This is a genomic window from Peptoniphilus sp., from assembly GCF_034090345.1.
GTDB lineage: Bacteria > Bacillota > Clostridia > Tissierellales > Peptoniphilaceae > Peptoniphilus.
The window spans coordinates 19056-35964 of the sequence record NZ_JAXDSS010000023.1; the positions used below are offsets into that span (position 1 = coordinate 19056).

The 16909-nt window shown below is 32.3% G+C and carries 14 protein-coding genes and 1 pseudogene; 5 read left to right on the forward strand and 10 right to left on the reverse strand.

Annotated features, from left to right (window positions below):
* Positions 1-70: 70 nt before the first annotated feature.
* Together SOR77_RS02195 and SOR77_RS02200 are read right to left on the reverse strand one after the other, a co-directional pair.
* Positions 71-1219 carry an iron-containing alcohol dehydrogenase gene (locus SOR77_RS02195; protein ID WP_320635566.1) on the reverse strand — a complete coding sequence of 383 codons (1149 nt, stop codon included), beginning with the start codon at positions 1217-1219 and terminating at the stop codon, positions 71-73.
* 662 nt (positions 1220-1881) lie between these two features.
* Positions 1882-2667, reverse strand: a complete 786-nt coding sequence (locus SOR77_RS02200; RefSeq protein ID WP_320635567.1) for a class I SAM-dependent methyltransferase — start codon at positions 2665-2667, stop codon at positions 1882-1884.
* Positions 2668-3193: 526 nt separating this feature from the next.
* On the opposite strand from SOR77_RS02200, the gene rd reads away from it, so the two are divergent.
* Entirely contained in the window at positions 3194-3358 is a 165-nt protein-coding gene (gene rd, locus SOR77_RS02205) for a rubredoxin (protein WP_320635568.1), read from the forward strand.
* A gap of 74 nt (positions 3359-3432) precedes the next feature.
* Here rd and murA read toward each other — a convergent pair whose 3' ends face one another.
* The 3 genes from murA to SOR77_RS02220 are packed head-to-tail and all read right to left on the reverse strand — an operon-like array spanning position 3433 to position 9539.
* A complete protein-coding gene (murA, locus tag SOR77_RS02210; protein ID WP_320635569.1) occupies positions 3433-4689 on the reverse strand; it encodes a UDP-N-acetylglucosamine 1-carboxyvinyltransferase in 1257 nt (418 codons plus the stop codon).
* 52 nt (positions 4690-4741) lie between these two features.
* Positions 4742-8833, reverse strand: coding sequence for an FtsX-like permease family protein (locus SOR77_RS02215; RefSeq protein ID WP_320635570.1), 4092 nt, complete (start codon positions 8831-8833; stop codon positions 4742-4744).
* A gap of 4 nt (positions 8834-8837) precedes the next feature.
* Complete coding sequence (locus SOR77_RS02220) at positions 8838-9539, reverse strand: ABC transporter ATP-binding protein (protein ID WP_320635571.1); 702 nt, start codon at positions 9537-9539, stop codon at positions 8838-8840.
* A 259-nt stretch (positions 9540-9798) separates the two neighbouring features.
* Between SOR77_RS02220 and SOR77_RS02225 the strand changes: the two genes are divergently transcribed.
* The 4 genes from SOR77_RS02225 to SOR77_RS02240 are packed head-to-tail and all read left to right on the forward strand — an operon-like array spanning position 9799 to position 13187.
* Positions 9799-11001, forward strand: a complete 1203-nt coding sequence (locus SOR77_RS02225) for an ABC transporter ATP-binding protein (RefSeq protein WP_320635572.1) — start codon at positions 9799-9801, stop codon at positions 10999-11001.
* A complete protein-coding gene (locus SOR77_RS02230; RefSeq protein WP_320635573.1) occupies positions 10994-11629 on the forward strand; it encodes an ABC transporter permease in 636 nt (211 codons plus the stop codon). The genes SOR77_RS02225 and SOR77_RS02230 overlap by 8 nt, the downstream gene beginning before the upstream one ends.
* Positions 11626-12540 carry an osmoprotectant ABC transporter substrate-binding protein gene (locus SOR77_RS02235; RefSeq protein ID WP_320635574.1) on the forward strand — a complete coding sequence of 305 codons (915 nt, stop codon included), beginning with the start codon at positions 11626-11628 and terminating at the stop codon, positions 12538-12540. The genes SOR77_RS02230 and SOR77_RS02235 overlap by 4 nt, the downstream gene beginning before the upstream one ends.
* The gene (locus tag SOR77_RS02240; protein ID WP_320635575.1) at positions 12537-13187 is read left to right on the forward strand and encodes an ABC transporter permease; all 651 of its coding nucleotides are present in this window, start codon (positions 12537-12539) and stop codon (positions 13185-13187) included. Before SOR77_RS02235 ends, SOR77_RS02240 begins: the two co-directional genes overlap by 4 nt.
* A 77-nt stretch (positions 13188-13264) precedes the next feature.
* On the opposite strand, the gene SOR77_RS02245 is transcribed toward SOR77_RS02240, so the two are convergent.
* The 5 genes and pseudogenes from SOR77_RS02245 to tuf all read right to left on the reverse strand — a co-directional run.
* Entirely contained in the window at positions 13265-14101 is an 837-nt protein-coding gene (locus tag SOR77_RS02245; RefSeq protein ID WP_320635576.1) for a class C sortase, read from the reverse strand.
* Complete coding sequence (locus tag SOR77_RS02250) at positions 14091-14972, reverse strand: class C sortase (protein WP_320635577.1); 882 nt, start codon at positions 14970-14972, stop codon at positions 14091-14093. Before SOR77_RS02250 ends, SOR77_RS02245 begins: the two co-directional genes overlap by 11 nt.
* Positions 14956-15876 carry a class C sortase gene (locus SOR77_RS02255; RefSeq protein ID WP_320635578.1) on the reverse strand — a complete coding sequence of 307 codons (921 nt, stop codon included), beginning with the start codon at positions 15874-15876 and terminating at the stop codon, positions 14956-14958. The genes SOR77_RS02250 and SOR77_RS02255 overlap by 17 nt, the downstream gene beginning before the upstream one ends.
* Before the next feature lie 188 nt (positions 15877-16064).
* Positions 16065-16484: a PPC domain-containing DNA-binding protein gene (locus SOR77_RS02260; protein ID WP_320635579.1), complete on the reverse strand. Its 420-nt coding sequence runs from the start codon at positions 16482-16484 to the stop codon at positions 16065-16067.
* 157 nt (positions 16485-16641) lie between these two features.
* Positions 16642-16909 (reverse strand): annotated as a pseudogene (gene tuf, locus SOR77_RS02265) (elongation factor Tu); the annotation flags it as partial.

A 16909-nucleotide genomic window follows, 5' to 3' on the forward strand; every position in this document is an offset into this window, starting at 1 on the left:
CTTAAACAACATTTTAAATAGACTAAAAAAGATAGTGCAAAATTTTAAACACTATCTTTTTAAATTTAAATTAAAAATCTATTTTTTTTCCATAGTAAGCTGCTGTGTAAATTTTCTTGATATCTTCAGGGCTGGTCTTTCTTGGATTAGTTAGAGTACAAGCATCTGCAAATGCATTCGCTGACATTGTATCTAGAACTTCAAGGAATTTATCTTCTTCAATTACTGTATTCTTTCCATCTTTAATGTTCAATGTCAATCCAACAGCTTCGTTAAGTTTTCTAACTTCTTCTGCTATATCATCTATTCTTAAAATATCTTCTAGCATATCATAACTATCACTTTCTTTTCTATTGTAGTCGATGACATATGGTAACATTATTGCATTTGCTTCCCCATGAGTTAAATGGAATATTCCACCAATCTTATGAGCCATACTGTGTACAATACCCAGCGAACAATTTGAGAATGCCATACCTGCAAGAGTTGAAGCATCATGCATTTTAGTTCTTGCTTCCATATCATCTCCATCTTTAACTGCTCTTTCAAGATATTTAAGAACTAACTCAACCGCTTTAATTGCCAAAGGAGTTGTATAATCATCAGCGGCAGTTGAAGCAATTGCTTCAATAGCGTGAGTCATAACATCCATACCTGTTTGAGCTGTGATAAGTGGTGGCATTTTTTGCGGTAGTCTTGGGTCTATAATCGCTATGTCTGGAACAAAATCAGGATGTACTAACGGATACTTGATTTGTTTCACCGGATCAGTTATTACAGAAAAAGCTGTGATTTCAGAAGCTGTTCCTGAAGTTGAAGGTATACATACCATTCGTGCTTTTTGTCTTAGTGGTGGATTATCAAAAGAAACTAATTTTTCAAAATCATAGTTTGGATGTTCATAAAATACCCACATAGCTTTTGCCGCATCCATTGCAGAGCCTCCACCTATGGCAATTATCCAATCAGGGCCAAACTCTTCCATTTTTTTACCGCCCAGAAGACATTCCTCTACAGTTGGGTCAGGATTTACTCCGTCAATAAGTTGAGTTTCAAATCCAGCAACTTCCAATATCTTAGTAACTTCATCTAAAAAGCCAAAACGCTTCATTGAACTTCCACCAGTTACTAAAGTTGCTCTCTTACCTTTCAAAGAAGATAAAACTTCCAATGAATCTTCACCATGTACTATTTTATTAGGTACGCTAAAAATCGCCATAACATTTCCTCCTTAATAAAAAACGTTTTCTTTGTGTATGTTAAAAGTTTAACATATTTTTGTTGAATTTAAAAGTCTTTTATAAAATATTTTTTATTTTTAAGAAACATGACAAGTGATAATAGATTGAAATTTATCAACTTATCAAAATAAAAAAGAAATTTATAAATTATTCATATCATTGTCATCAAAACAACAAAAAATAATAAAAAAGCAATAGTCTAATAAGTAGATTCCCCAAATAAAAATTTCCATCAGACTATATTCAAGATAATTATTTAAAGATAATAAATTGAGTGAACACTCTGCCAATAAAAATCTTAAATTACTGAAATCCTCTAACAATATTTATAGAATAACTTAATAAACTAAAGCTTATTGAGATTTTTAGAAAAATTTGTTATGAGCATAAACAAATCTTTCCTATATTAGCTTTAGTATTTTATCTTTGTATGTTTCACCTTATCCCTTGCTTGAAATGTAAATTTACAATATATTTTTCCCTATATCCATTATTAAACGATTATTAGGTGTTGCTTGTATATTTCTTTTTCTTTCATGTGTTCTCCTTTTCGTTTTTAGACAAAGTACAAACAGTAAACCTTTTTTTGGTTTACTGTTTCATAAATTGCTATATTATATCTTATGTTTAATTGTTTGATTTAGACAAAGTCAATTTTATTTATAGCCATCTTCATCATATTATCGCCTATCCTTGCAAGTAAACGATGAAAGAAGTGAATATTAGGGCTTTTCATATCATTGTAGCCTAACATATATCCCTTTGAGGTAATTTTTATTTTATCCGACCAATTGAGGTCTTGTATTGGATTATTTGTATAGAATAACCCTTCTACATCGCTGATTCCCATGCTCTTTAGTGTATTTGACATCATCAGCTTTAAACCGAGCTTGCCTACACTATCAAAAATCAAACAACCCCCTACATATCTTTTAGAAAGTTCTAAAACTAAATCTTTCACTTCATTTCTCTTAAAATAATGAAATACCCCTGCCGCAAAGAAAATAACTCCGTTTAAAACGTCTACTTCGTTCATCCATGAATAATCTTTTAAATCACAGGCAACATTTCTTTCTCTTTCATAATTTGAAATAAGGTGATTACGAATCTCTATAACATCATGAAAATCTATATTTACTATCTTACAACTTCCATTATCACAGGCTTTTCCCGTTTCATCCAAGCCGCAACCGAGATTTACAACAGTTGCCTTTGGATAAGTCTTTAGATATTCTTTGATTTCCCACATAATATCCAACTGACGCATTGCTGCTTCAAGCGCTCCGAATTCATATAAAAATGAATTGTTTTTTTTCTCTAATTCGGAAAAATCATAATCCAATCCATCACACAGATTCTTTGCAAAAATATCTGTATAGAGTTCAGGAAATTTTTCAGAACACATTTTTCTACCATATAGCGGCACAAACAATGTTTCCTGAACGGTATTCTTTTCTATCTTTACTTTTTGTATTTCAACACACCTCCTTGAGTTAATTAAAATTTTATTTCACTCAACCTTTATTATAAAATATCATATTTAAACCAAGTTATATAGATCTGACTCATTACTTTTCATCTTTTTTAGTACATTTGAAGCTTCCTGTAACTACTCTATAAAGATTTTAACTTTTTCTGCTTAACCCACTTCTTTCGTATATCTATGATTTTAAAATATATCTTGTCTTTTCTTTCTTAGTTGATTCATGAAATACTGCTTTTCCTATTTTAATATGAAAACTACTTCCTTCCCCAATTTTTATTATTTTCTCTGTCCCTAAGAGGTTAACCCTTTCGGAAAATTAGTTAAATTTGATATTGCAGTTTGAGCAAAATATTTTTAACGAAAATATATTTTCTCTATATCTATAATTTTTAGTTATATTTAAAATTTTGTGGGTAATAATTAACTATAAATTTTAAATATTTAAATTATGAAAGGAGAACACCCCATGCAAAAATTTGAATGTACACTTTGTGGATATATATATGATCCAGCTTTAGGAGATCCTGATAATGGCGTTGAACCTAACACAGCATTTGAAGATGTTTCTGAAGATTGGGTTTGCCCACTTTGCGGAGCTGGAAAAGAAGACTTTGAAATTTACGAAGACTAATTAAAAATTTTAAGAGCGCTAGTCGCTCTTATTTTTTTGCACAAAATAAAAAGCTATGGATTTTCTCCATAACTTTAAATTTTAACCCTTTCAATATTTGCTCCAAGTTTTCTAAATTTCTCTTCTATGTCCTCATAACCTCTATCTATATGGTAAATTTCTCCTATTTCAGTTTCACCTTCTGCCATAAGGCCAGCAAGGATTAAAGCCGCTCCTGCTCTTAAATCTGTCGCATTTACTTTTGCACCTTTTAATTGGCTCGGTCCTACCACTCTAGCCTCTCTATCTTTAGTGTTTATATCTGCTCCCATTTTTACAAGTTCATCTGCATGCATAAATCTATTTTCAAACACAGTTTCTTTAACTGTGCTCTTCCCATTTAGAGTTGTTGTAAATGCCATAAACTGAGCTTGCATATCCGTTGGAAATCCTGGATAGGGCAATGTCTTTATATTTATAGGACGTTTGATTGAATTTCCTATTACTCTAAGGCTGTCATCTTCTTCAATCACTTGTGCCCCAGCTTCTTCAAGCTTTGCAATAACAGGTTTTATATGAGATACTATCACATTTTCAATTTTTATATCTCCTTCTGTCATAGCTGCTGCAACCATAAATGTTCCGGCTTCTATTCTGTCAGGTATTATTTGGTGAGTACAGCCTTTTAATTCTTTTACTCCATTAATTCTTATAGTTGATGTGCCGGCTCCCACTACTTTAGCCCCCATCTTTCTCAAGAAATTAGCTAAATCTACTATTTCAGGTTCCATTGCAGCATTTTCAATTACAGTTTCTCCTTCAGCTAACACAGCTGCTGTCATTATGTTTTCTGTAGCCCCAACAGATGGAAAATCTAAATATATTGTATCTCCTATTAGTTTTTCACAACTTGCCGTTATATCGCCAACATTGTTTTCAATTTTTGCTCCAAGAGCTTCAAATCCTTTTAAGTGTAAATCTATAGGTCTGGCTCCTATATTACATCCACCTGGGAGAGAATTGACAGTTTTGCCCATTCTTCCAAGAAGCGGTCCCATAACTAAAAAAGATGCTCTCATCTTTCCCATTAACTCATAATTGGTCACGTATGAACTCAAATTATTTGAATTTATTATTATTTTGTTTTTTTCTACTCTCTTTACGGTACTCCCCAAACTTTCAAGCACTTGACACATTATGTCTACATCTTTAAGACCAGGTACGTCTTCAAGAACTACATCTTCTGTTCCAAGTAAAGAAGCAGCTAAAATCGGTAGTGCTGCATTTTTAGCTCCACTTATGCGAACTGTTCCTCTTAATGGCTCAGACTTTCTTACAATTATTTTTTCCAAGTTATATTCCTCCGAACTATTGTTACAATTATTATAACACGTGTTATAATAATTATTCATTTGATTTTAAAGATTCTACCATATTTATCCCCTTTAGTTTATTATGGAAAATCAACATTATGACTAAATTCACAAATAAAGTTATAAAAATTGAAACAAAGTATGATTTTAATGTCAATACAGGGTCCAACATAGCCTCATTTGGGACTACTATCTTAATTACAATGTAGTGAAGTAATTTCCCCACAAGCGCTCCAAAAACTATACCTAACACAGTAAGCAAACCTGTTTCACGATATATATATGCTGTAGTTTCATGCGAATAAAACCCCAATACTTTTATTGTTGAAATCTCTCGTAACCTCTCAACTATATTTATATTAGTCAAATTGTATAATACTATCATAGCTAAAAGAGCTGATGCAACTGTTATAATCACTTGAACCTTTTTGATTGAATTCATATATTCAACCATTATTTCTTGTACTGAATTCATATTCACAACTGATATAACGGATTTATAGTTTTGGAATTCATCTTTAATACTCTCAACATCTTTATCTATTTTATAGAGGTCCGTATTGTTTTCTAATTCTTTTTTAAATACTCTTTTGTAATAATTCTCACCCATTACGGCGTAATGACCCATATACATTTCCATTATGTCAGAAACTTCTACTTCAAAAGATATCCCCTCACTATTTGTTATCTTTATGGTGTCTCCTATTTTTAAGTCTTTTAATTTTGCCGCTTTCTCACTTATTATCACACCATTTTCAGGTATGTCTATTTTCCCGCCACTCTTTCTATCCCTTAAGTCTACAAAATCTTTTATTACTTTGTCAGATTTTACACTTATCAGTGTCAAATCTTCAATTACATCTTTGTAATCAAATTCAAATTGTTCTAAGTTTACTCCAGTTCTTTCAAACTCTTTCTTATTTCTACTAATGATGTATTCTTCATAAGAATCTTCATCTAAAAGTTCATCATAAGTTACAGATAGGTCATAATTCATAATCTCATCGAATTGTTTATTGCCTATTCCATTTACAGAGCCTTCTATACCAAATCCCAAAATTAGAAGTGCAGTGCAGCCCATTATGCCTATAACTGTCATAATCATACGCTTCTTGTATCTGAAAATATTTCTTGCTGTAACTTTAAATAAGAAGCTCATACAATTCCAAATGAACGGAATTTTTTCAAGTAAAATTCTATTTCCGGCCCTTGGTGTCTTCTTTCTGAGTAAACTTGCTGTATTTTCCTTTAAAGTTTTTCTCACTGATATCAGAGCTGCCACACCACTGAACATTAATCCAACTAATATGGATAAAATCACCCTTCCGGGATAGAAATAATAATTCAAATGATTTTCAAATATAGTTGTAGTAGAGTAGGCATTTCCTATTATTCTAGGTAACAAAGTTGATCCTACAATAGCTCCTATTGTTCCGCCTATAACGGCCGCGCTACTTCCATATCTGAAATATTTTTTTGAAATTTCTCTAGTTGTATACCCTAGGGCTTTATATGTTCCTATATTGATTCTGTTGTCTTCAACCATTCTGGTCATAGTTGTAAATGTAACCAACATTGCTATTAAAAAGAAAAATATTGGAAAAACAAGGCTTAATGTGTCAACACTTTCAGCATCTTTTAAGTACGCATTTAGATACGCATTTGAATATCTTGAAGTTATTTTGTATCTTGGTACTTTCAAAATTTTTATCACTCTCTTTGCGTCTTCTAAATCACGCCTGCCATTTTGTATTTCTTCATCAGCTTCCAGTTTTTTACTTTCAAATTCTTTTTGACCTTTTATAAGCTCTTTTTCATTTTTATAGAGTTTTCTCTTTGCCTTTTCAAGTTTATCTCTTGCTGAATTTACCTCAGAGAAATAAGTATCTTCTGCTTTTTCATAACTATCTAGGCCTTCTTTATATGCATTCTTTCCGTCATTTAGCCTTTCAACTCCGGATTCATATTCACTCTTTCCCTTTTCATATTCTATCTTTCCGTCGTTATATTTAGAAAGATTTTCATCATATTGTGATTTTGCAGATTTTAGTTTTTCTTTTCCACTCTCTATCTCAAGCTTTGCGGCATCTAATTTTTGCCTTGCTGTATTTAATTCCCTCTTACCTTCTTCATACTTAGCTTCTCCATCTTTAAATTTTAAAAGATTTTCTCTGTACTCTCTTTCTCCGGCCTCAGCTGTTTTTATTCCCTCTTCAAGCTGTTTCTTGCCCATTTCTATAGTCTTCTTTGACTCTTCCAATTGAACAGAAACTCTGTCTAATTCTCTTCTGCTTTCTTTTAATTTATCTACGCCCGCTCTTGCTAACTTAAGATTTGCAAGCAATGAATCATATTCTTTTACAATATCTACTCCGCCATATTTCATACTCAACTTTGAAATTTCACTTTCAAATTGTTTTTTTAATTCCATTGCGGCATTATAACTTTCTCTTGTAGTTTGCACTTCAATCTTCAGCGAGTCTATCTGAGCTCTCTTTTTAATTATTTCACTCTCTAACTCTGCGTATATTGGGTTAGAAGAATCTATTGAGTTCTTTTCAGCTTCCAATTTTTCTAAATCTTGCTCATAAGTTTTTATTTGGTTTTCTTTTTCCTTTATACTTTCTTCTATGGACTTAAGTTCTTCTTCAACTCTTCTGTACTCTGCCAATGCTTTTTCAACTAACTTTATATAGCTTTCATTTTCTGTTAGCTTCCTATCCACTTCATCTATATTGGCATTTGTTCCAAGTTCAGTTGCTATTTTTTGAAGTCCTTCTGAATATTTTTTCTCTCCATCCTGATACTGTTGCAATCCCAATTGGTATTTTTGTTCTCCGGATTCTAACTCCGCCTTTGAACTTTCTATTTTTTTAAGTCCTTCATCAAGTTTTCTACGGCCTTCTTCTAATTGATTTTTAGTTTGGTCCAAAGTTTTTCGAGAACTATCTAACTCTCCAGAGCCTCTTTCATATTTCTTTTCACCGTCGTTGTACTCAATCTCACCATCTTGTAGTTTTTTAGCAGCTTCTTCAATTTCTACTTTCCCATCTTGTAGCTTTCTATTACCATCTTCAAGTTCTGTTTTAGAAGCTTCTAATTTATTTTTTCCATCTTTTAGCTTTTTTTCATTTTCTTTTATTTCACGTTCTGATTTTTCTAACTTATCTTTTGCTTCATCTAACTTATCTCTTCCAATTTTAGATTCCTTGCCCAACTTACTTTCTCCGTCTGAAAGTTCAGCTTTTCCCTTTGCCAACTTTTCTTTTCCATCTTCAAGTTCTTCTGCTCCAGTTTTAATTTTATCTTCCGCTTCCTTAATCTCCGATTCCCCTGAAGATATTTTATTTTTTAAATCATCCTTTAAAGCATCATATCTTTCTTCGGGTCTAAGATTAAAATCTACTTTCAAACTATTTATATGTGGTTTTAATATTTCTTTGTATTTTTTAGATGATGTTTCAATACCCTGTGTTCCACTATATATTAACTTTGCAAATTTTATATTTGTATTAAAATTTCCAGGAGATATATAGCCAAATCCATGTATTTCTCCAAGCCCCTCAAGAGAATTCCCCCTGCTCCTATTTGAAATATAAGACATACTTTCTGCAAAACCAACGACTTTGTACTCATAGCTTATAAGTTTATTTTCATCACTCTTGTCAAAAATTCCGGATTCTTTTCTAAAAGTTAAAATATCACCTAATTTAAATTCTTTTTTCAACTCTGCATCTAATAAAATTTCCTTGTCATCTCTTATGTTCCTGCCAAAAACTACAGTAGGCTTTCCAATTTTATATGGCATACTAAAAAGAGACACAAGTTTTCCTGTCCTGTCTTCTTTCAGTTGAACTTCATATCCATACTCAAGTTCTTCAATTCCTTTTTGAGATTCAATAGCCTTTAAATCACTATCTTCAAATCCTATGACTGAGCTCACCAAAATATCTTCCGTATTTTCTTTTTTTATCTTGTCCTGTGCATTACTTCTCATAGTTGGGGCAGTTGATGTAAGTCCAACCAACACAAATACACCCAACCCAACAATTATAAGTATGGAAATGTATCTTGATAATGAATTTTTTATTTCTCTAAAAGTATCTTTTTCTATATTTTTCATAAGACTACCATTCTATTTCATCAATATTCATTGGATTTTCATTTATTGTTATTGATTTCACTTTAGCATCCATAATTTCAATCACTTTATCAGCTATAGGAGCAACAGCCTTGTTATGTGTTATTACTATTACAGTTGTGTCCGTTGTCTTAGCTGTGTCTTTTAAGATTTTTAAAACTTGTTTACCGGTTTTATAGTCAAGTGCTCCAGTTGGCTCGTCACATAATAATAATTTCGGTTTTTTTGCCAAAGCTCTTGCTATTGAAACCCTCTGTTGTTCCCCACCTGATAATTGTGATGGAAAGTTATCCATTCTATCTTTAAGACCCAAAGATTCCAAAACTATTTCCGGCTTTAATGTGTCTTTTACTATTTGAGTTGCCAATTCTACATTTTCTTTAACTGTTAAATTTGGAATTAAGTTATAGAATTGAAAAACAAACCCCATATCATTTCTTCTATACATTGTAAGTTCTCTATCGTTTAATTTTGAAATGTCTTTACCTTCTATACTTACAATACCCGAAGTTGGACTATCCATTCCCCCAAGAATATTGAGAAGTGTAGACTTACCTGCCCCTGATGGCCCGACTATCAACACAAATTCATTCCTATCTATTTCAAAATTAATCCCATTATTGGCAAAAATTGTAGTTTCTCCCATTATATATTTTTTATAAAGGTCTTTAACTTCTATGAATGCCATTTTCTCACCTCGGCACAATTATATCACTTGCGTTTTTCCATTTAAATGCTTTGAAATTTATACGCTTTTTATAATTATATCCATTATTTAATTTTATTAAATCACTAAATACATTTAAATCAAATTTTCCATAATTTGATAACAATGCTATATAGTATACTTTTTATGATATATGGGTATATAAAATGTATAGATTTATTTTATATAGTACACTTAATTAGATAAATAGTATCATTTATTAAAAAAGAAAGGCGAAAACATGATTGAATTTAAGGAAATAGCAAAGGTTTATCCCGGCAATCAGGTTGCCTGTGAAGATGTAAACATCAAAATTGAAGACGGTGAATTTGTGTGTTTCATAGGTACATCCGGATCAGGGAAGACCACTTGTATGCGTATGATTAACAGAATGACAGAACCAACTCACGGCTCAATATTAATTGACAACAAGGATATCCAGCAAGAAAACCCTGTTGAGCTAAGAAAAAAAATAGGCTATGTGATCCAACAAATTGGATTAATGCCTCACATGACAATTTTTGACAATATTGTTATGGTCCCAAGACTACTCAAATGGGACGAAACTAAACTTAGAGCAATCGCTGAAAATCTTATAGAACGTGTCGACTTGCCTAAAGAATACTTAGATAGATATCCTTCAGAATTATCTGGAGGGCAACAACAGAGAATAGGCGTAATAAGGGCTCTAGCTGCTGACCAAGATATAATCTTAATGGACGAACCATTTGGAGCACTTGACCCTATTACAAGAAATTCTCTACAACAACTTGTAAAATCTCTTCAAAAAGAAATGGGAAAGACAGTAATTTTTGTAACTCACGACATGGACGAAGCCCTTCAACTTTCAGACAAGATAGTTATCATGGACAAAGGCCATGTAATTCAAATAGGTTCTCCAGAAAATATTTTGAAAAATCCTGCGACTGAATATGTCAAAGAACTGCTTGGTGAAGAAAAATTAAATGAAGCTAAAACTTCTTACAATACTGTCGAAACTATCATGCTCAAAAATCCGGTACATGCTAATTTACACAACACAACTCTTGAAGCCATAAAACTTATGCGTAACAAACGTGTAGATACATTATTTGTAACAGATGATGACGGAGTACTCTTGGGGCACATCGGAATATTTGACCTAGTTAAAATAGGTAAGCGAAATGTTCCACTTAGAACTATCTTAACTAAATCTCACCCTATTTTAAATAGCACAAAAATTATAGAAGCTATTCACCAAATATACAAATTAAAAGTTAAAAATCTTCCGGTTGTAGATTCTAAGCGAAGATTAGTTGGTATAGTTACAAGAGCTTCTATTGTAGATACAATTTACGAAAACTTATGGAGTGAAGATGATATTGTCGAAGATATTATTGATACTTCTTCATCTGATAAACTAAAAAAACTTACCGAGGAAGCACAGGTGAATTTAAATGATTAATTATTTTGTGTCCAATGCTAATGAAATTCTTTATAAATCTTTGGAACATCTATTCATCGCAAGTATCGCTCTTTTACTAGGTATCTTATTTGCAGTTCCCACCGGAATTTTAATTTCTAAAAATAGAGCTGTAGCTAAAATTGTGATGGCTTTTGCATCAGTTTTACAAACCATACCATCTTTTGCACTTCTTTCCATTATTACTATCATTGGAGTTGGAAAGCTACCTGCTATAATAGCACTGTTTATATACTCTCTTCTTCCAATTTTGAGAAACACTTATCTTGGAATTGTATCAGTCGATGCAAATTCAATTGATGCTGCAAGAGGAATGGGAATGACTGAAAAGCAGGTACTTTTTAAAGTAAAAATACCTCTTGCACTCTCAGTTATAATGTCTGGAATAAGACTTAGTGCCGTATATGTAATAGCTTGGACAACCTTAGCTTCTTATATAGGAGCCGGCGGTCTTGGAGACTTTATCTTCAACGGCCTTAACAACTATATTCCTCCAATGATTGTGTGGGGAACTATACCTGTTAGTATAATGGCTCTTTTTGCTGATTTTGTTCTTGGAAAAGTTGAAAAGAAGCTATCTCCTTACAAGGTATCAGGAGGTGCAAAATGAAAAAGAAATTAATATTAACTATCTTGTGTCTATTGCTAACAGCTTGTTCTATGCCGGGATTAGGTGGTAATACTGACACACAAATAGTAATTGCAGCTGGAAATACAAGCGAAAGACAAATACTTTCTCAAATTGTTTCAGAGATGATTAAAGAATATACCGACTTAAAAGTTACAATAATAAATAACCTTGGTTCTACAACTCTAATACACACTGCAATGAACGAAGGTGACGTGAATTTAAGTGGAGGAATGTACACAGGTACTTCTATCACTGGTGAGCTTGGTTTAGGAGCCATAATGGACCCAACAGAAGCGTTAAAAGTATCTCAAGAAGAATACCTAAAGCGATTTAATAGAATTTGGTATGATTCTTATGGATTTTCAAATACTTATGCTTTTATGGTGACAAAGGAATTTGCAAATGAACACAACATTACAAAAGTTTCTGAACTCGAACAATTTAAAGATACTTTAAAAGTTGGAGTAGACTCTTCTTGGATACAACGTCAAGGAGATGGATATGATGGATTCCAAGAAAAATATGGCTATGGATTTAAAAACATATATCCAATGGAAATAGCTCTTGTCTATTCGGCAATAAATAATGGAGAAATGGACGTAGTGCTTGGATATTCAACAGATGGTAGAATAAACTCCTATGGTCTACAAATTCTCGAAGACGATAGACAACTCTTCCCTCCATATGATTGCTCTCCTGTAGCAAGTGCTGAAATAGTTAAAAAGCATCCCGAGATAGATGTTATATTAAAAACTTTGAGTGACAAAATTTCTAGTGAACAAATGCAATATATGAACAAGAGAAGTGATGAAGATTTAATCGAGCCACAAGTTGTCGCAAAAGAATTTTTAGAAGAAAATAATTATTTTAAAGATGAGGTGAAATTATGATTAAAGAAATGTTCACCTATTATTCAATAAATGGGTCGTATGTTGTCGAGCAATTTATAAGACACTTTTTAATATCAATTTATGGTGTTTTATTTGCCGCTATTGTTGCGATACCTCTTGGTTTTTTCATATCAAGAAGATATAAATTGTCAGATGTTGTAATAGGGTTTGCCAATGTTTTGCAAACTATACCATCTCTTGCACTACTTGCAATTTTAATGCTTGGATTAGGTATAGGTTCAAACACTGTTATACTTGCTGTGTTCTTGTATTCCCTGCTTCCTATTTTGAAAAATACTGTTACAGCTATTAACTCTATTAAACCTGAAATTATGGATGCAGCAAAGGGAATGGGGATGACTCGAATACAAAGTATATTCAAAGTTGAAATTCCACTTTCAATTTCTGTAATAATGGGTGGAATCAGAAATGCATTAGTAGTTGCAATAGGTGTCACAGCCGTTGGTACTTTCATTGGCGCCGGTGGCCTTGGAGATATAATTACAAGAGGCATAAATGTTGCGCATGGTCAGGCAATAATTTTAGCAGGAGCTCTTCCTACAGCTCTTATGGCAATTCTTGCAGATGTGTTACTTGGTTGGGTTGAGAAAAAACTACTTCCTGTATCTTATACAAAAAATAAATAATAAAAAAGTCCGCTAATGACTTAATCATCTATACTGTACAACACAGTGTATAGGATGCTTACCATTAGCGGACTTTTTTATTTTACTCTCTTTAAAAACTTAAAGAACTTTATACCTACAAATACAAACCATATCCAACCAAACAATGTGATTCCCAAAGAGCCATATTTAATCAACTTAGCTTGAGAATTCTTTTCTACTTTAATTTCTTCTGGATTCTCCGGTACACTCACTACTCTTTCACAATTTACGAGTAATCTGTGTGGTCTTGGTGGCAAAAATGGGTCACAAGTCAACAACGTAACCATATCTTTTCCCATAATCGGAATTAGCTTTTCCCATTCAGAAGGATTTATTATTTCTTTATCCTTCACTTCATATTCTAAGCTCTCTCCATTTCTTTCGATAAATATCTTATCTCCTGCAGTTAGCTCATCCAAATTCAAAAACATTATACTTTGGTAGTATCCTCTATGCCCTGCTATGACACTTCTGTTGTTCACTCCGCCAACTGGTAGTGAAGTCCCATCTACATGCGCCACACCTTCTGCCATGTGTTTATTAGATGCATCTAATCTTATTGGTTGAACTAAATCAAGCTTTGGAATTTTTAAATAGGCAAATATTTCATCCGGGTCTTCTGAAATTTCATATTTTGTCTTAAATTTATCCGTTGCAAAAGGGTCAACTATTGTAGTCTCTTTTCCTTGCAAATTTTGGTTATAAACCTCTATTTTATTTTCTTGTAGTTGTCTATCTTCATCAGACACTACCTTTTTAGAAAATGAATTATATTCACTTTTATTTACAAAAATATTTTTTGAAATGCCAGTAAATCCATAGAGAGGTATTGCTATTCCCAGTAGAATCAAAATATATCCCAATATTTTTCTATTTTTCTTTTTATTTGTCATCTAAATCACCCAATTCTTGTTTAAGGCTTTCTAATTTCTTTCTCTTCTTTCCGACTTCACTTCTATAATATAATGCTAGAGCTGTAGTCAATATAGCTACTGGTATCTCAAACATCAACAAGTCTCTATAGCTCATATTAACAATTAATGAATCTGCCACTCCATCATCAACCGGTGGTACATAAGGAATTCTATGTCCTCTCACCAAAAGTCTATGGCTGTTTATCATATATGGTGTACAAGTTAAAAGAGTTGCATAATCTTTCTTATCTTGTACCAATACAGGTTCAAAATCTGAGGGTTCAACTGTCAAAATTTGATCAACTTCATAGGCAAGAACCGTTTCAATATTGTGAAGATAAAATACATCCCCCTCTTTTAGTTTATTTAAGTTCCTAAACAATTCAGCTGTTGGCAAACCCCTATGCGCAGTTATTACAGTATGTGTACTCTCTCCTCCTATCGGAAGTGATGTCCCCTCTAAATGTCCTGCACCCTTTTGTAAAATAGATTCACTTGTACCTGCATATATCGGTATGTTAGTGTCTATTTTTGGAATTTCAACATAACCTACCTTTTCTCCAACTTCTAACATTCTCGCATACTCCGATATACCTTCTTTTTCCCTGTCAGTGTATGGGTCGGCTAATCTTGACGGGTCAAGAGTATCATTATATGCTCTTGCCAATTCTATTCTTCTCAAAATTTCATTTGAATCTAAATCTTGTCTCTTTGTTTCAAATTCTACTATTTGTTCATTTGCCTCTATTCTATAGTAATATTGAGAAACCAATGGATACATCAAAACTAAGAATCCAACTATGAACATGATTACAAAAGGCCAAGTACGCTTTTTATTTTTTCTCTTCATAGTCAACTCCTAACTTTTCATTGTTCAAAACAAAAATTTTATTTATTTCACGAGTATATTTTTTGACTCTTTTTCTATAATGTAATGTCAAATAAATCATTATCAGAATATATATTCCAAGTCCAAAGAATAAATACTTATACATAAAAGCTGTTTGATTTTCAGCAATTAACTTGTTGTCTATAGCCGGATCATAAGGTACTCGATGCCCACGAACTATCAACCTATGTGTGTTAATCATTATAGGCGTACAAGTTAGTAAAGTTGCATAATCATGCCCTTCACTTATCAATAAGTCTTCAAAATTTGACGGTTCTATAACTTTTATTTGGTCTACTTGATAAGCTAAAATCTCTCCTAAATTGTGTACATAAAATCTGTCGCCTTCTTTTACTTTTCTAAGGTCCGTAAACAACTTTGCAGTTGGCAACCCTGAATGTGCAGTTATTACAGTATGTGTACTATTCCCTCCGACCGGAAGCGATGTTCCTTCTAAATGCCCTGCTCCCTTTTGTAAAACTTCTTCTGCCGTTCCTGCGTATATAGGAATGTCTACATCAATAGTCGGTATTTGTATATGGCCTATTTGCTCATGTATTTCAAGCATTCTAGCATATTCTGCTCTACCTTGATTTTTTTGGTCTTCAGAATAAGGATCTTCTAAATTAATATTTACTAAAGACGAATTAAATGCTTTTGCAAGTTCAATTCTTCTCTTTACTTCATCAGATGTCAACTTCGCCTTTTCAGCATCAAATGTTGCAACTTGTTGACTTGAATCTACGCGATAGTATATTCTCGAAACTTGTGGATACAACAAAACTAAAAATCCTATTGTAAATAAAATTACGAAAGGCCACTGTCTCTTTTTTCTTTTTTTCTTTGCCTTCTTTATTTCAGACATACTACTCCTCTCAAATTATAAAAATAATAATCTATACAAGCATACTATTAAATTGTGATAGATTCAATATTTTTATAACTTTAATTAAATTAAGCACCTAAGATCTATTTGTATTTAAAAATTTTAGATTTAAATATACAAATAGGATGTCTCATTTTCACAAGACATCCTAAGTAGTTATACTTTCATTAAAATTTTATAACATTTATTCCTATCTCTTCAGAGAATTCTCTATCAATATTACCAGATAAAACTTCAACTATAAGTTCTCCTGTTACACATATTGTGGCGCTATTTAAATGACCGCCAAATGTATTTTGGTCTTTATCAGAGATTGCCATGTGAAGATGTAGATAAGTTTCTCCATTCATTGTAGAGATATTTCCATGTAAGCTTGTAATTTCGTAATCTTCTTTAAATTTTTTAGAATAGTATTTCTTTTCAGATGTATTAAAAAGACCTATTTCAACATCTGTAACTGCTCCAAGTCCCGTTATATATCCTAAATCTATTTGCTCCTTTATCACAAATTCTTTAAGTTTAGAAATTATTTCTTCGCCTTTGTCCATTCTAATTATGTATTTACTTCCAAATTTTCTATATTCCATAAACTCACTCCTATCATAACTTACTATATATTCTACCATGAACATTAAATAAATTTCTATCATTATGAGATTATACAATTTAAAAAATCATAACTTTCAATTTCTTTTAAACATCAAAAAAGACCTCGAAATAGTCCGAGATCTTTTTTAAGTTAAATTAGTCAATAAGTTTAGAAACAACTCCTGATGCTACTGTTCTTCCACCTTCACGAATTGCGAATCTTAATCCTTCGTCCATTGCGATTGGTGTGATTAGTGTTACTGTGAATGTTGAGTTGTCTCCCGGCATTACCATTTCTACTCCGTCTGCTAGTTGGATGTCTCCTGTTACGTCTGTTGTTCTGAAGTAGAATTGTGGTCTGTATCCGTTAAAGAATGGTGTGTGTCTTCCACCTTCTTCTTTTGATAGTACGTATACTTCGGCT

Bases quoted from the DNA above. Each gene is read 5' to 3' on its own strand.
- SOR77_RS02215 (WP_320635570.1), bottom strand. From the start codon at position 8,833: ATGAAAAATATAGAAAAAGATACTTTTAGAGAAATAAAAAATTCATTA.
- SOR77_RS02260 (WP_320635579.1), bottom strand. From the start codon at position 16,484: ATGGAATATAGAAAATTTGGAAGTAAATACATAATTAGAATGGACAAA.
- SOR77_RS02220 (WP_320635571.1), bottom strand. From the start codon at position 9,539: ATGGCATTCATAGAAGTTAAAGACCTTTATAAAAAATATATAATGGGA.
- SOR77_RS02245 (WP_320635576.1), bottom strand. From the start codon at position 14,101: ATGACAAATAAAAAGAAAAATAGAAAAATATTGGGATATATTTTGATT.
- SOR77_RS02250 (WP_320635577.1), bottom strand. From the start codon at position 14,972: ATGAAGAGAAAAAATAAAAAGCGTACTTGGCCTTTTGTAATCATGTTC.
- SOR77_RS02255 (WP_320635578.1), bottom strand. From the start codon at position 15,876: ATGTCTGAAATAAAGAAGGCAAAGAAAAAAAGAAAAAAGAGACAGTGG.
- SOR77_RS02225 (WP_320635572.1), top strand. From the start codon at position 9,799: ATGATTGAATTTAAGGAAATAGCAAAGGTTTATCCCGGCAATCAGGTT.
- SOR77_RS02240 (WP_320635575.1), top strand. From the start codon at position 12,537: ATGATTAAAGAAATGTTCACCTATTATTCAATAAATGGGTCGTATGTT.
- rd (WP_320635568.1), top strand. From the start codon at position 3,194: ATGCAAAAATTTGAATGTACACTTTGTGGATATATATATGATCCAGCT.
- SOR77_RS02230 (WP_320635573.1), top strand. From the start codon at position 10,994: ATGATTAATTATTTTGTGTCCAATGCTAATGAAATTCTTTATAAATCT.
- SOR77_RS02195 (WP_320635566.1), bottom strand. From the start codon at position 1,219: ATGGCGATTTTTAGCGTACCTAATAAAATAGTACATGGTGAAGATTCA.
- SOR77_RS02235 (WP_320635574.1), top strand. From the start codon at position 11,626: ATGAAAAAGAAATTAATATTAACTATCTTGTGTCTATTGCTAACAGCT.